The 13,933-nt window shown below is 62.6% G+C and carries 15 protein-coding genes and 1 riboswitch; of the genes, 10 read left to right on the plus strand and 5 right to left on the minus strand.

From position 1 onward, the window contains the following. Nucleotides 1-66 precede the first annotated feature (66 nt). Genes HX821_RS29845 through HX821_RS29855 form a run of 3 tightly spaced genes read right to left on the minus strand, consistent with a single transcriptional unit; the run spans nt 67 to nt 2,248 of the window. Nucleotides 67-993 carry a DUF4880 domain-containing protein gene (locus tag HX821_RS29845; RefSeq protein ID WP_008431412.1) on the minus strand — a complete coding sequence of 309 codons (927 nt, stop codon included), beginning with the start codon at nt 991-993 and terminating at the stop codon, nt 67-69. Between the two features lie 38 nt (nt 994-1,031). Then, nucleotides 1,032-1,577, minus strand: a complete 546-nt coding sequence (locus HX821_RS29850) for an RNA polymerase sigma factor (RefSeq protein ID WP_008431413.1) — start codon at nt 1,575-1,577, stop codon at nt 1,032-1,034. Further along, complete coding sequence (locus tag HX821_RS29855) at nt 1,574-2,248, minus strand: secretin and TonB N-terminal domain-containing protein (RefSeq protein WP_177010051.1); 675 nt, start codon at nt 2,246-2,248, stop codon at nt 1,574-1,576. Before HX821_RS29855 ends, HX821_RS29850 begins: the two co-directional genes overlap by 4 nt. Before the next feature lie 162 nt (nt 2,249-2,410). Here HX821_RS29855 and HX821_RS29860 point away from each other — a divergent pair, with 162 nt between their 5' ends. The 9 genes from HX821_RS29860 (at nt 2,411) to mntP (ending at nt 10,752) form a co-directional block, all read left to right on the plus strand. Then, complete coding sequence (locus tag HX821_RS29860; protein WP_177037226.1) at nt 2,411-2,722, plus strand: hypothetical protein; 312 nt, start codon at nt 2,411-2,413, stop codon at nt 2,720-2,722. A 136-nt stretch (nt 2,723-2,858) separates the two neighbouring features. Then, nucleotides 2,859-3,713 carry a MurR/RpiR family transcriptional regulator gene (locus HX821_RS29865; RefSeq protein WP_032898755.1) on the plus strand — a complete coding sequence of 285 codons (855 nt, stop codon included), beginning with the start codon at nt 2,859-2,861 and terminating at the stop codon, nt 3,711-3,713. A gap of 21 nt (nt 3,714-3,734) precedes the next feature. Continuing rightward, entirely contained in the window at nt 3,735-4,277 is a 543-nt protein-coding gene (gene ddpX, locus HX821_RS29870) for a D-alanyl-D-alanine dipeptidase (protein ID WP_003220129.1), read from the plus strand. A gap of 118 nt (nt 4,278-4,395) precedes the next feature. Further along, nucleotides 4,396-5,946, plus strand: coding sequence for an ABC transporter substrate-binding protein (locus HX821_RS29875; protein WP_008431417.1), 1,551 nt, complete (start codon nt 4,396-4,398; stop codon nt 5,944-5,946). Between the two features lie 167 nt (nt 5,947-6,113). Further along, nucleotides 6,114-7,130 carry an ABC transporter permease gene (locus HX821_RS29880; RefSeq protein WP_008431420.1) on the plus strand — a complete coding sequence of 339 codons (1,017 nt, stop codon included), beginning with the start codon at nt 6,114-6,116 and terminating at the stop codon, nt 7,128-7,130. Nucleotides 7,131-7,149: 19 nt separating this feature from the next. Continuing rightward, nucleotides 7,150-8,031: a D,D-dipeptide ABC transporter permease gene (gene ddpC / locus HX821_RS29885; RefSeq protein ID WP_371316190.1), complete on the plus strand. Its 882-nt coding sequence runs from the start codon at nt 7,150-7,152 to the stop codon at nt 8,029-8,031. Further along, nucleotides 8,028-9,023, plus strand: coding sequence for an ABC transporter ATP-binding protein (locus tag HX821_RS29890; RefSeq protein ID WP_032898749.1), 996 nt, complete (start codon nt 8,028-8,030; stop codon nt 9,021-9,023). Before ddpC ends, HX821_RS29890 begins: the two co-directional genes overlap by 4 nt. Continuing rightward, on the plus strand, nt 9,020-9,970 hold the full coding sequence (locus HX821_RS29895; RefSeq protein ID WP_003220120.1) for an oligopeptide/dipeptide ABC transporter ATP-binding protein: 951 nt from the start codon (nt 9,020-9,022) through the stop codon (nt 9,968-9,970). Before HX821_RS29890 ends, HX821_RS29895 begins: the two co-directional genes overlap by 4 nt. Nucleotides 9,971-10,011: 41 nt before the next feature. Then, nucleotides 10,012-10,178, plus strand: a riboswitch (yybP-ykoY riboswitch). A 10-nt stretch (nt 10,179-10,188) separates the two neighbouring features. Next, the gene (mntP, locus tag HX821_RS29900; RefSeq protein ID WP_177037229.1) at nt 10,189-10,752 is read left to right on the plus strand and encodes a manganese efflux pump MntP; all 564 of its coding nucleotides are present in this window, start codon (nt 10,189-10,191) and stop codon (nt 10,750-10,752) included. Between the two features lie 159 nt (nt 10,753-10,911). Here mntP and HX821_RS29905 read toward each other — a convergent pair whose 3' ends face one another. Beyond that, nucleotides 10,912-11,979, minus strand: a complete 1,068-nt coding sequence (locus tag HX821_RS29905) for an NAD(P)-dependent alcohol dehydrogenase (protein ID WP_177037231.1) — start codon at nt 11,977-11,979, stop codon at nt 10,912-10,914. A 142-nt stretch (nt 11,980-12,121) separates the two neighbouring features. Here HX821_RS29905 and HX821_RS29910 point away from each other — a divergent pair, with 142 nt between their 5' ends. After that, nucleotides 12,122-12,940 (plus strand): alpha/beta fold hydrolase, encoded by an 819-nt coding sequence (locus HX821_RS29910; protein ID WP_003220116.1) that lies wholly within the window; start codon nt 12,122-12,124, stop codon nt 12,938-12,940. Nucleotides 12,941-13,009: 69 nt separating this feature from the next. On the opposite strand, the gene HX821_RS29915 is transcribed toward HX821_RS29910, so the two are convergent. Then, nucleotides 13,010-13,885, minus strand: coding sequence for a LysR family transcriptional regulator (locus HX821_RS29915; protein ID WP_008431428.1), 876 nt, complete (start codon nt 13,883-13,885; stop codon nt 13,010-13,012). Nucleotides 13,886-13,933: the final 48 nt, after the last annotated feature.

Consider the following 13,933-nt stretch of genomic DNA (forward strand, 5'->3'; position numbering starts at 1 on the left):
CCGGGAGGCCGCTGTGCTTTTGATTTTGAAGCAGCCGTTACCTAACTAACGGATATGCACACCGATCTAACTCAACAAAACAACACCGCCAGGCAACTCCGTACACTTGGCCCCATACGCATCGCGAATCAAAAGCGCCACCCCCGCCAACTGATGCAGACTAAACCGCGCCTGCACCCGCCGCTTGCCCAACTGCGCATTCATCAGCAGCAACATCCCCGGCCGATAGCGATTGATCTCATCCACCACCGTCGCCAGCGTCGCATTGTCAAACACCAGCACCTGCTCCCGCCAAGCCACCACAGCCTGCACGTCCACCGCCACCGGCTCACCCACACCGCTGGCGTCATAAGTCAGCTGCCGCCCACCCTCAAGCCGAACCGTACGCCCCCCAACACCCACCAACAGCGCCCCATCAATACACGTCACACACACACTGTGATCCGTATTGCGCACATTGAACCGCGCCCGAGCCGCACTCAACCACCCTCCACCCGCCTGAACCTGAAGCGGCATCGCAGCATCGGCCAGCACCTCGACCTCCCCCTCCAACAACTCAATCCCACCCTCACGCCGGCTGATCCGCGTCTGCGTATTGAGCTCCAGCCGAACCCCATCACCCAACTCCACCCGCCGCTGCTCCCCGACCTCGGTGCGGTAATCCGCCGTCAACCCGGCAAACCCACCCGGCACCGTCACCCGCACCATCAACACCGCCGCCGACGCCGCAATCGCCCCGCCCAAAAACGCCCGCCGCCCAAAATGCCGCGGCCGGGAAAACTGCTCGGCGGCGGGAGCCAATTGCTGCCACAACACCTTGGCCTGCTCGAACGCCCGGGCATGCTCCGGGCTCTGGGCGCACCACTGGCGCAACGCCTTGGCATCGGCAACGGTGGCCCGGCCCGACGTCAGCAGCACCAGCCAGTCACGCGCTTCATCGTGCAGGGGGCTGTCGGGCGCAGCACGGGCAGCGGAGAGGTTAAAAATGTTCAAGCGCGCAGGTACTCAACGGATTATCAGGGACTCAATCACTAAGACGGTTTTCCGGCCCCGGGACCGAACCGCTGGATCACTTTTCTTTCAAGGCGCTGTGCACAGTGGCCCAGCCCGGCCTTGATTTCCTTTTCGACCATGCGCGTGGAAATCCCGAAACGCCTGGAGATCTCCAGGTGTGGCGCCTCTTCCAGACGTGCAGCGATAAGGATCTGGCGCCGCCGCGCCGGCAGTTCGTAGAGGGCCTTGAGCAAGGACTGGATTTCCCGCTGGCCACCCACCACCCGCGACGGGTCCTGGGCTTCATCGACGGTCTGCAGCAGCTCTTCGACTTCGCTGCCGGTCAACAGTCGCGCATCCGCCTGGCGTCGGTCAGCGGCGATGTTCAGGGCCATGCGGTACAGGTAGGCATTGGGTTGCGCCAGGTTCGGCGGCATGTCCATGCGGTCGACCCGCAGGTAGGTCTCGTGCAGCACGTCGTTGGCCAGGTCCTCGGACCCGAGGCGCTTGCGCAGGCGTACCTTGAAGTCCTCGTAGGACGCCAGGAACAGGCTGACCATCATGCTGTGGCCGGTGTCTTTCATGCCCCGGAAACTCCTTCCCCTGCTGTGCATTCCATGCGTGTTCCTGTTGAATCGGGCATCAAAAGTAAGGTCACCGGCAAGCGCAGCGAACTGGGCGCCGGGCGTTCGACCCGGGTGGCGCCCAGGCCGCGTACCAGCGCTTCGTCACGCTGCAGGTCACCGGTGGAGCTGACCAGGCGGCTGTGTTCGATCACCCCGTCACCGTTGACCCACACCTGCACCAGCGCCCGGAAACTGCCGGGGCGGGTCAGCGGCGAACGGCACAAACTGCGTTCGATCGCCTGCTGCAAGGCCGCGGCATAGCTGTTGTTGATCCGTGCTGCATGCCCTGCCTTCAGCCCCCGCGTCGTGGCCGGCTGGCTGACCTCGGGGACTTGCAGGGTGAACGCATCGCTGCGGGCATAACGCGCCATCAGGCCACTCCCTGTCAGCAGCAGGCCCAGGGCTTGCTGCGCACTGTAGCGGCCATGCACGCCGATGGAGCGCCGGCCCCGGGTCAACTCGCGGTCCACCAGCACCGCCATGCCGGTGGCATGGCTGAACGCCTGCAGGGCGCTATCCAGGTTCTGCGCGGGCAGGTCCAGGGTCACTTCGGCGCGCACGGCCTGCGCCAGCCCCAACAGCAGAGCCAGGCAGCAGCCCGCGCGCCTCCAAGCCCCCCTGCTCAGCATCGCAACACGTCCGACATAGCCTACAAAACCGTCATCCTGAGGCCAGTTTATGAACCTGATGTTACGGTGCCAGCAAAAAAAACATCACGGTGACGGGCAGCCCGCTGCACTACACTTTTGAGCCATACCGGCCCATTTCCCAGGGCTCGCCAGGAGGCACCGATGAACCTGTTCCCGACCCTCGCCAGCCTGTTGCTGTGTGCTGCCCTGCCGCTGATGGCCCACGCCGAAGGAACGCCGAATGGCTGCACCGAGGTCAATGTGGATGGCTACAAGGCACCGGACTATGGCTGCCTGAGCCAGCAGATGAGCAACAACCCGGACGCCGCCAAGGCCACGCAAAAGAACCAGCAAGCGCAACAGGTGCCCATCGAAAAACGCAAGCCGAACCAGATCGGGCTCTCTACCCCGGCGGCGACCAGCGTGCGCATGGGCAATACGTTCGGTACCTCGGTGAAACCTCAGCGGCCTTGATCGCCGCTTGTCCCCCTCTGCATATCCACTCGAAAAAAAGCCATTGTGTTATCGCGATTGCCGATGTTATGTTTCTAACAGCCAATCAAAATACGACATCCGAGTAACATCAATGACCGGTCTCCGCGAAAACGTCATGGATAAAAACAGCTTCCAGCGCACGCTGGAACAGCAGTTCCCGACGCTGACGCCCACCGGCAAACGCATCGCCACCTACCTGCTGGGCAACCTGCAACAGCTGCCGTTCGAAACCGCCGACAGCATCGCCCAGCAAGCCGGTACCACTGGAATTTCAGTGGGACGTTTTTTGCGAACCCTGGGTTATCGCAACCTTGATGACGTCAAGCAAGGCCTGCGCGGCGACCCGCAAGCATCCTGGTTGATCACTGACCGCCTGGGCGCGTTTCGCCAGGAGAACGATCAGGAAGACGCCCTCGACCGTTCCCTCAACCGCGAGATCGAAGCCATCCAGCATGTGTACGGCCTGGCCCGCAGCCAGGGTTTCGCCGACATCGTGCAGCACATCGTGGACGCCGACGCCGTGTTCATCCTCGGCATCCAGTCCACCCGGGGCATCCTCAATGCGTTCCACAGCCACCTGGAATACATCCGTCCCAAGGTCTATTACGTCGATGGCCTGTCGGGGATCTACGCCGAGACCCTGAACTCCGGCTTTGAAAAACCCTACGCCATCACAGCGGATTTCCGCGCCTATTCCAGCATCACGCCCACGTTCTGCGAGACCGCGAATGCCCAGGGTCTACCCTTGGCGTTGATCACCGACTTGCAATGCCCCTGGGCCCGGGACTACGACCTGGACCTGCTGCAGTTGAAAACCGATGTCGGCCAGTTCTGGGACTCCATGGCGCCCCTGACGTGCCTGTTCAACCTGATGGTGTCTGCCGTCGCTGACCGCTACGGCGAGCGATTGGATGCACGCCTGGCAAAAAACCGCGCCCTGCAACAGGCCTTCGGCCAGTTCGAATCCTGACCCTGGAAAGGAAATCTTTGAGTGAAAACCAGCCCATTGGTAGAAATCGCCCCACCGGAATACCCGGTACAGGTCGACCTGATCTACGCCAGTGCCGACAACCTCGCAGGCACCGTGATCTACCGCAACACCCGCTGCCTGCTGCACACCGAAGCGGCGGCCTGCCTGCGCAAGGCGAGCCTGTTGGCACGCCAGGCCGGCATGACCCTGCTGATCTACGACGCCTATCGCCCTGCCTACGCCCAGCAACTGTTGTGGCAGGCCCTGCCCAACCCGGACTACGTGCGCGACCCACGCCTGGGCTCGCACCACACCCGCGGCGTGGCCGTCGACCTGACACTGATTGATGAACACGGCACACCCCTGGACATGGGCACGGCGTTTGATGCCATGGAGCCCAAGTCCCACCAGTTCTACCCCGACCTGCCGCCGCAGGTGCAGCGCAACCGCCTGCTGTTGCTGGGCATCATGCTTGGCGCCGGCTTCAAGGCGATTGCCACCGAGTGGTGGCATTACGAATTGCCGGATGCCGAACTTTTCCCACTAATTGAGGAGTCATACTGATCCCAAGGACCGTACCATCACAATAATGAGCAGCACCCTTTAGCTCCAACTGCCCGGTTATAGATTTCATAAAAATAAACCAACCCGCTTTTTCCTCTAAATAATCAAGGAAACCGGCATGACCCCAAGCAACCGCAAGACCCTCGCACTCTCCCTGCTGTGCGCCGCCCTGAGCCTGGGCGCGTGGCAATCGGCAAGTGCCGCGGCGCCCAAAGACACCCTGATGATCGGCAAGGCCGCCGACCCGCAAACCCTCGACCCGGCCGTGACCATCGACAACAACGATTGGGCGGTGACGTACCCGGCGTACCAGAAGCTGGTGGCCTACAAAGTCGAAAACGGCAAGGGCAGCACCGAGGTCAAGGGCGACCTGGCCGACAGCTGGACCACCTCGGCCGACGGTCTGGTGTGGGACTTCAAACTCAAGCCCGGCAACAAGTTCGATGATGGCGCCGAGGTCGACGCCAATGCGGTGAAGTTCTCCTTCGACCGCGTGATGCAGCTCAAGCAAGGCCCGTCGGGTGCGTTCCCGGATGACATGAAAGTCACCGTGGTCGACCCGCTCACCGTGCGCTTCACCCTGGCCAAGCCCTACGCGCCCTTCCTTTACACCCTTGCCCATAACGGCGCCGGCATCATCAACCCGGACGTGGTGAAACAGGGCGACGTCAACGCCTACCTCTCCACTCACACCGCCGGCTCCGGCGCCTTTCGCCTGAGCAACTGGCAGAAAGGCCAGAGCCTGACCCTGGAACCCAACACCTACTACGCCGGCACCAAGCCCGCGCTGAACAAGGTGGTGATCAAGATCATCAGCGAAGCCTCGGTACGCCGCCTGCAACTGGAACGCGGTGACCTGGACATCGCCGAAGACATGCCCCAGGACCAGCTCACCAACCTGGCCAAAAAGAAAGACGTGGTGATCAAGGAGTTCCCGTCGCTGCGGGTGACCTACCTGTACCTGAACAACCAGAAAGCCCCGCTGAACAACCAGAATGCGCGCCAGGCAATCGTTGATGCGGTGGACTACAAAGGCATTGTCGACGGCATCCTCAAGGGCCAGGCCAAGTTGATGAACGGGCCGATTCCCGCCGGCATGTGGGCCAATGACCCGAGCCTGCCCTTGATGAAACAGGACCTGGACAGCGCGGGCGCGAACCTGAAGAAACTCCCGGAAAAAATCACCAACCTGAATTACATGTACTCCGACAAGGACCCGGACTGGGAATCCATCGGCCTGACCCTGCAAGCCAGCCTGGCGCCGCTGGGGATCAACCTGAAGATGGAAAAACTGGCCAACGCCACCATGCGCGAGCGCCTGGGCAAGGGTGACTTCGACGTGTCCATCGGCTCGTGGGCACCGGACTTCTCCGACCCCTACATGTACATGAACTTCTGGTTCGACTCCTCTCTGCAAGGCCTGCCGGGCAATCGTTCGTTCTACAGCAACCCGGTGGTGGACAAGCTGATTCGTGATGCGGCGGCCAACAACGACACGGCCAAGCGCACCGAGCTGTATCAGGAAGCCCAGAAGATCGTGCTCAAGGACAGCGTGTACGCCTACCTCTATCAGAAGAACTACACCCTGCCGATGCGTGATTCGGTGAAGGGTTATGTGTTCCATCCGATGCTGGAGCAGGTGTTCAACGTGGCTGAGATCAGTAAGTAACACGCGATCAAATGTGTGAGCGGGCTTGCTCGCGAAAGCGGTGTATCAGTTACCCGATGTATGACTGACCCACCGTATTCGCGAGCAAGCCCGCTCCCACACTGGACCTGCTGTGTTTTCCAGGCTGTATTCCTGATCCAAATGTCTCGCGTTACCGAGGAGCCCTCATGGCCTTCCTGAATATGTTGCGCAAACGCCTGTTCGGCCTGATCCTGGTCGTCGTCGGCGTTTCGCTGATTACCTTTTGCATCTCCCACCTGATCCCGGGTGACCCGGCGCGCCTGATTGCCGGCGACCGGGCCAGCGACGCCATTGTCGAGAACATCCGCCATCAACTGGGCCTCGACCTGCCGCTGTACCAGCAATACGGCCGCTACATGAGCGACCTGCTGCACGGCGACCTCGGCACCTCGATCCGCACCAGCCGCCCGGTGCTGGAAGACCTGAAAGCGTTCTTCCCCGCGACCCTCGAACTGGCGGTCGCCGCCCTGCTGCTCTCGGTACTGGTGGGCGTACCGCTGGGGGTGCTGTCAGCGGTGTATCACAACCGCGCCATCGACCAGATCGCCCGAACGCTGGCGGTTACCGGCATTTCCACGCCGGCCTTCTGGCTCGGCCTGGGCCTGATCGTGTTGTTCTACGGCCAGCTCGGCTGGCTGCCCGGCAGCGGGCGGCTGGATGAAGGCCTCGAACCACCGCGCACCATCACCGGGTTCTACCTGATCGACTCGCTGCTGGCCGGCGATATCCCGCTGTTCCTGAATGCCCTGGAACACCTGATCCTGCCCGCCGTCACCCTGGGTTTCGTCAACCTCGGCGTGGTCGCCCGGCAGATTCGTTCGGCGATGCTCGACCAGTTGGGCGAGGACTACATCCGTACCGCCCGCGCCTACGGCCTGTCGCGCTGGGCGGTGATCCTGCGCCACGCCTTGCCCAACGCGCTGATCCCGTCGATCACCGTGCTCGGCCTGACCCTCGGCGACCTGCTGTACGGCGCGGTGCTGACCGAAACCGTGTTCGCCTGGCCGGGCATGGGTGCCTATGTGGTGAAGTCGATCCAGTCCCTGGACTTCCCGGCGGTGATGGGCTTCGCGATCCTGGTGTCGTTTATTTATGTACTGCTGAACATGCTGATCGACCTGCTCTACCGGGTGGTCGACCCGCGCATCGGCGAGGTGAATTGAGATGACCGCTCCCCTGACCATGCCCGTACCGGTGCCCCTGGAACAGCGCCCCACCTGGCGTGCGCGAATGGAGTACCTGGGCTATCAAATACGCCGCAGCCCGCTGACCATCGCCGGCCTGACCATCACCTTGATCGTGCTGACCTGTATGGCCTTCGCCCCCTGGTTGGCGAGCCATGACCCCAATGCCTTGAACCTGGCGCAACGCCTGGCCGAGCCCTCCGCCGAACATTGGTTCGGCACCGATGAAGTCGGCCGCGACCTGTTCAGCCGGGTGCTGTACGGCAGCCGCCAGTCGGTGGGCGTGGGGCTGTTCGTGGCGTTTTCGTCCTGCCTGGTGGGCGGGCTGCTGGGCTGCCTGTCGGGGATTATCGGCGGGCGTTTCGACAGCCTGATCATGCGCCTGATGGACATCATGCTGTCGGTGCCGTCCCTGGTGCTGATCATGGCCCTGGCCGCCGCACTGGGCCCGAGCCTGTTCAATGCGATGCTGGCGATCACCGTGGTGCGCATCCCGTTCTATGTGCGCCTGGCCCGGGGCCAGGCCCTGAGCATTCGCCAGATGGGCTACGTCAAGGCATCCCAGACCTTCGGCGCCGGGCGCTGGCACATCGTGTCGTGGCACGTGGGCCGCAATGCGATGCCGCCGTTGCTGGTGCAACTGAGCCTGGACATCGGCAGCGCGATCCTGATGGCCTCGGCCCTGGGTTTCATCGGCCTGGGTGCACAACAGCCCACCGCCGAATGGGGCGCGATGGTTGCCACCGGGCGCAATTTCATTCTCGACAACTGGTGGTACTCGACCTTTCCGGGGCTGGCGATCCTGGTCACCGCGACCGGCTTCAACCTGCTGGGTGACGGTGTTCGTGACCTGCTCGACCCACGGCAACAGGGGAAATGACCATGTCCAGTCCGGCAGTGCTTGCCATCGACAACCTGAGCCTGGAATTCCCGGCTTACCGCAACAACGTCCAGGCACTCAACGGCGTGTCGTTGCACGTCAACCCCGGCGAAGTCGTCGGCGTAGTGGGTGAATCCGGCTCCGGCAAATCCGTGACCGCGATGCTCAGCCTGCGCCTGCTGCCGGAGCGCAGTTACCGGATCACCGCCGGCAGCTTGCAGATGCTCGGCCGCGACATGCTCGGTGCCAGCGAGAAGGAGCTGCTGCAGATTCGCGGGCGTGACGCGGCGATGATCTTCCAGGAGCCGATGACCGCGCTGAACCCGACCCGGCGCATTGGCCGGCAGATGCTCGATGTGATCATCCACCACCAGCGCCTGAGCAAGGCCGCCGCCCGTGCCAAGGCCATCGCCCTGCTCCGGGACATGCACATCGCCGACCCCGAGCAAGTGCTCGACAGCTACCCCTTCGAACTCTCCGGCGGCATGCGCCAGCGGGTGATGATCGCCCTGGCATTTTCCTGCGACCCTCAGTTGCTGATCGCCGACGAGCCCACCACTGCCCTCGACGTCACCGTGCAACGCCAGGTGCTGTTGCTGCTGCGGGAAAAAGCCCGGGAACGCGGCACCGCGATCCTGCTGATCACCCACGACATGGCTGTGGTCTCGCAGTTCTGCGACCGGGTGTATGTGATGTACACCGGCGCCGTGGTGGAAGAAGGCCCCACCGCCCAGGTGATGAGCGACCCGCGCCACCCCTACACCCAAGGGTTACTCAGCGGCTTGCCGGAACAGGTGAAACCCGGCGACGACCTGCTGACCATCCCCGGCCAGGTGCCCAACCTTGCCGCCCTGCCCTCAGGCTGCACCTTTCGCGAACGCTGCCCCCAGGCCATGAGCCAATGCATCGAGCGCCCGCGCCTGGACCTGATCAACCCTGCCGGCACCCGCAAAAGTGCGTGCTGGCTGACTGCCGGGGAGTCAGTGCAATGACCGTGTCTCAAGATTCACTGCTGGCTTTGCGGGATGTACGGGTCAAGTTCCCGGTAAAAACCGACTGGCTGGGCCGCCCGCGCGGTTATGCCCACGCCCTCAACGGCATCGACTTGCAGGTGCGCCGTGGGGAAACCCTGGGGATTGTCGGCGAGTCCGGCTGTGGTAAAAGCACCCTCGCCCAGTTGCTGATGGGCCTGGTCAAGCCCAGTGACGGTGAAGTGGACTGGGTCTACGAAAGTGCCCGGGAACGCCACCGGCATGTGCAGATCGTATTCCAGGACCCGCAATCGTCCCTCGACCCGCGCCTGCCCATCTGGAAAATCATTACCGAGCCGCTGTTCGCCCTTGGCGACACGCCCAAGAGTGAAATGCGCACCATCGCCGCCAAGGTCGCCGCGCAGGTAGGCATTCGTGCCGAATACCTGGACCGTTACCCTCACCAGTTTTCCGGTGGCCAGCGCCAACGGATCGCCATCGCCCGCGCGCTGGCGTCCAACCCGAGCATCCTGGTGCTGGACGAGCCGACCTCGGCCCTGGATATCTCGGTGCAGGCGCAAATCCTCAACCTGCTGGCCGAGCTGCAACGGCGGCTGGGGCTGACCTACATCCTGATCTCCCACAACGTTTCGGTGGTGCGGCACATGGCCGACCGGGTGGCGGTGATGTACCTGGGGCAGATCGTGGAACTGGGGTGTGCCGAGCAAGTGCTGGAGCAGCCGAAGCATCCGTACACCCAGCTGTTGCTGGAGGCGGTGCCCAAGCTGGGGGTGGCGCTGGACGACGCGTATGTCAGTGCACCGACAGAGCTGCCGGGGAACCGGGTGTTGCCGGGTGGGTGTTTCTTTCTCGACCGCTGCCCGAGGCGTACACAAGGCTGTGAGCGGCCGCAGCGGTTGACGGGTGGGATGAGTCAGCAGGTGCGGTGTCACCTGGAACATCCGTGAGGCGTCCTTAACGAAATTTTCATGATTGCGCGGCTATGATCCGCCACCTCGTTGGGGAGTAGCCTGCTTCGGATTCTCGAAGCGTTCGTATCAACATTCTCGGCAACATGCCGTGGTGCGAACACCATTTTGGTTGGTGAGACCAGCGACACATCCATGCCTGAAGTCGGGCGTGTGGTTGTGTCGTTGACTCATACAGCCCGACTGGAAGCCTTACCGTGAACCCCATTTCCCTGATTCTTCTCGCCCTTGCCATGTCCACGGACGCCTTTGCGGCGGCCATTGGCAAAGGTTCCAGCCTGCACAAACCACGCCTGACCGAAGCCCTGCGGGCCGGCCTGATCTTTGGTGTGATCGAAGCGATCACGCCGATTATCGGCTGGGCCATCGGCCAGGCCGCCACTCGCTGGGTGGAACAGTGGGACCACTGGATCGCCTTTACCCTGCTGGTAGCCCTGGGCCTGCACATGATCTACAACGGCTTGAAGGCCGATGATCCAGAGGAAGAAAAACCGAGCCAGCACTCGTTCATGATTCTTGCCGTGACCGCGTTTGCCACCAGCATTGATGCCCTGGCGGTGGGCGTAGGCCTGGCGTTTGTCGACGTGAGTATCCTGGTGGCCGCTGCGGCGATCGGCTTGGCGACGATGACCATGGTAACCATCGGCATGATGCTTGGCCGGGTGTTGGGGACTGTGGTCGGCAAGCGCGCCGAGATGGTTGGCGGCGTGGTGTTGATGCTGGTGGGTGCGACGATTTTGTATGAGCACCTGTCGGCCTAGAAACCGGCGAAAATCAAAATGTGAGAGCGGCCTTGGGTGGGAGCGGGCTTGCTCGCGAAAGCGGTGGTTCAGCCAGCCTATTGAGCGACTGACACACCGCCTTCGCGAGCAAGCCCGCTCCCACACCAGCCCGCTCCTACAGGGATCGGCGGCGATCAATCAGGCCGCGTGTTTTTCTTTCTTCAGGCTCTCGATGTCGATCACGAACCGATACTTCACATCGCCCTTGAGCATGCGCTCGTAGGCGTCATTGATGCCCTGGATGTCGATCATCTCGATGTCCGAGACAATCCCGTGCCTGGCGCAGAAATCCAGCATGTCCTGGGTTTCCTGGATGCCACCGATCAACGACCCGGCCAGGCTGCGACGCTTGAAGATCAGGTTGAACACGGTCGGTGACGGGTGCGGGCTATCCGGGGCGCCCACCAGGGTCATGGTGCCGTCGCGCTTGAGCAGGTTGAGGAAGGCGTCCAGATTGTGGGACGCGGCCACGGTGTTGAGGATGAAGTCCAGGGAGTTGGCAACCTTGGCCATTTCGTCCGCGTTCTTCGACACCACCACTTCATCGGCCCCCAGGCGCAGGCCGTCTTCGCGCTTGTTCGGCGAGGTGGTGAACAGCACCACGTAGGCGCCCATGGCATGGGCGATTTTCACCGCCATATGGCCCAGGCCACCCAGGCCGACAACGCCGACGCGCTTGCCCGGCCCGACGTTCCAGTGGTGCAGCGGTGAGTAGGTGGTGATGCCTGCACACAGCAGCGGCGCGACCGCCGCCAGGTTGCTCTCGTCGTGGGAGATCCGCAGGACGAACTTCTCCCTGACCACGATATTGTCCGAGTAGCCGCCGAAGGTGTTTTCGCCGCCAAAAGCCGGGCCGTTGTAGGTGCCGGTGAAGCCGTTTTCGCAATACTGCTCCTCGCCCTCGGCGCAGGATTCGCAGTGCTGGCAGCTGTCGACCATGCAGCCGACACCGGCCAAATCGCCCACCTTGAACTTGCTGACATTGGCGCCCACTGCGGTCACCCGTCCAACGATTTCATGTCCCGGTACCGACGGGTACAGGGTGTTTTTCCATTCGTTGCGTACGGTGTGCAGGTCCGAGTGGCAGACGCCGCAATAGAGGATGTCGATCTGCACATCATCGGCCCCGGGGGCGCGACGTTCGAACGTGAAGGGTTTGAGCGAATCCTTGGAGTCACGAGCGGCATAGCTGTAAGTCTTGGCCATTTCGTTCACCTGTTTGTTCAGACGGTAGAAGTCAGTTGACCAGCATAGACGCTGAACCGTTCAACCGAGCACAGGCATACAAGTCCCTCGTCCGATTCTGCGCCTATAGTATTGGCTGCCCTCTCACCCAAGGAGTTTTGCCATGAGCACCCTACGCACACAAGACGGTACCGAGCTCTACTACAAGGACTGGGGCACCGGCAAACCGGTGCTGTTCAGCCACGGCTGGCCGCTGGATGCCGATATGTGGGAATACCAGATGGAGTACCTGAGCAGCCGCGGCTACCGCACCATCGCGTTCGACCGCCGTGGTTTTGGCCGCTCGGACCAGCCCTGGACCGGTAACGACTACGACACCTTTGCCGACGATATCGCCCAGTTGATCAACCATCTGGATCTGCAGGACGTGACCCTGGTGGGCTTCTCCATGGGCGGCGGCGATGTCAGCCGCTATATCGCCCGCCATGGCAGCGCGCGCGTGGCCGGGCTGGTGTTGCTGGGGGCGGTGACGCCGCTGTTCGGGCAAAAGCCGGATTACCCGCAAGGGGTCGAGATGGCAGCGTTTGACGGGTTCAAGGCCGCGCTGCTGAAGGATCGCGCGCAGTTCCTGGCAGACTTCAATACGCCGTTCTATGGCATCAACAAGGGCCAACAGGTCTCCAGCGGTGTATTGACTCAAACACTGAACATCGCCCTGCTCGCCTCGCTCAAGGCGACGGTGGATTGCGTCACCGCGTTCTCGGAAACCGACTTCCGCCCGGACATGGCCAGGATCGACGTGCCGACCCTGGTTATCCACGGTGATGGTGACCAGATAGTGCCGTTCGAAACTACCGGCAAGGTCGCCGCGCAGATGATCAAAGGCGCGCAGTTGAAGGTGTACAAGGATGCCCCCCATGGTTTTGCGGTGACCCACCAGCAAGCCTTGAACGAAGATCTGCTGGCCTTCCTGCAACGCTGAGCCGATTGCGTTCTCCTGCGACGGCTTATTTCTGGCCGGGCTGACACCCGGCCTTTTCAGGCAGTCGTACTATTCCCCGGTGCCGGCAAACCCCGCGACGATCTCGTCGATCACCACCCGCACCCGGGCGGTGTGCCGCAGGTCGGCATGGGTCACCAGCCACACATCGTAGGGCAACGGCCGCGTACGGTCCGGCCACAGCCGCACCAGGCCGTCGCGTTCGCCGGAAACTATCGGAACCTCACCGATACCGATCCCTGCGGCGATGGAGCGGCGTACCAACAGGCTTGAACTCAAGGCCGCAACAATACGTCCGCGTCCCAGCGGCTCGCTGACCAGGGTCAGGTCCTTCTGGCTTTGCAGGTGCGGCTGGTACACCACCAGGTCGTGTCCTTCGAACAGGCTGCCCGGCTCGGGTGCGCCGTGCCGATCGATATACGCTTGCGAGGCAAACAGCCCCACCGGCCAGCGGGCGATGCGCCGGGCGATCAGGTCGGGGTTGTCCGGGCGGGTATTGCGCACCGCGATATCGGCTTCGCGTTTGGCCAGGTTAAGCAACTGGGTCGAAGCGTCCATCTGCACGCGCACGTCAGGGTGCGCATCGTGCAGCCGGGCAATGGCCGGGATCAGGAAGTCGATGGCCAGGGAATCGGTGGTGGTCACCCGTACGGTGCCGGTCAGGCGGTCGTCCAGGCCCAGGACCTGACGCTCCAGGTCAAGGGCCGAGCGCTCCATGTTCTCCACCGATTGCAACGCGGCCTCACCCACGGCGGTCAGCGCATAGCCCTCGGAGGTGCGCAGGAACAACGTTGCGTTCAAGGACTTTTCCAGGGCATTGACCCGTCGCCCCACGGTGGCCTGATCCACCCCCAGCACCCGCGCGGCTCCGCGTAATGTGGACTCGCGGCACACCGCGAGGAACACCCGCGCATCGTCCCAATTCATGGCTTTCCCCTTCGATGCATTTTTGCATCAGCGTGACGTGTAATCGCA

The sequence above is a fragment of the Pseudomonas sp. B6001 genome, from assembly GCF_013386015.1.
In the GTDB taxonomy this organism is placed as follows: Bacteria; Pseudomonadota; Gammaproteobacteria; order Pseudomonadales; family Pseudomonadaceae; genus Aquipseudomonas.

What these genes read in the sequence shown, in the direction of transcription:
- HX821_RS29855 (WP_177010051.1), bottom strand. Translation starts at nt 2,248, where the DNA reads ATGCTGAGCAGGGGGGCTTGGAGGCGCGCGGGCTGCTGCCTGGCTCTG.
- HX821_RS29915 (WP_008431428.1), bottom strand. Translation starts at nt 13,885, where the DNA reads ATGAATTGGGACGATGCGCGGGTGTTCCTCGCGGTGTGCCGCGAGTCC.
- HX821_RS29895 (WP_003220120.1), top strand. Translation starts at nt 9,020, where the DNA reads ATGACCGTGTCTCAAGATTCACTGCTGGCTTTGCGGGATGTACGGGTC.
- ddpC (WP_371316190.1), top strand. Translation starts at nt 7,150, where the DNA reads ATGCCCGTACCGGTGCCCCTGGAACAGCGCCCCACCTGGCGTGCGCGA.
- HX821_RS29880 (WP_008431420.1), top strand. Translation starts at nt 6,114, where the DNA reads ATGGCCTTCCTGAATATGTTGCGCAAACGCCTGTTCGGCCTGATCCTG.
- HX821_RS29865 (WP_032898755.1), top strand. Translation starts at nt 2,859, where the DNA reads ATGGATAAAAACAGCTTCCAGCGCACGCTGGAACAGCAGTTCCCGACG.
- HX821_RS29910 (WP_003220116.1), top strand. Translation starts at nt 12,122, where the DNA reads ATGAGCACCCTACGCACACAAGACGGTACCGAGCTCTACTACAAGGAC.
- HX821_RS29860 (WP_177037226.1), top strand. Translation starts at nt 2,411, where the DNA reads ATGAACCTGTTCCCGACCCTCGCCAGCCTGTTGCTGTGTGCTGCCCTG.
- HX821_RS29850 (WP_008431413.1), bottom strand. Translation starts at nt 1,577, where the DNA reads ATGAAAGACACCGGCCACAGCATGATGGTCAGCCTGTTCCTGGCGTCC.
- HX821_RS29875 (WP_008431417.1), top strand. Translation starts at nt 4,396, where the DNA reads ATGACCCCAAGCAACCGCAAGACCCTCGCACTCTCCCTGCTGTGCGCC.
- HX821_RS29890 (WP_032898749.1), top strand. Translation starts at nt 8,028, where the DNA reads ATGACCATGTCCAGTCCGGCAGTGCTTGCCATCGACAACCTGAGCCTG.
- HX821_RS29905 (WP_177037231.1), bottom strand. Translation starts at nt 11,979, where the DNA reads ATGGCCAAGACTTACAGCTATGCCGCTCGTGACTCCAAGGATTCGCTC.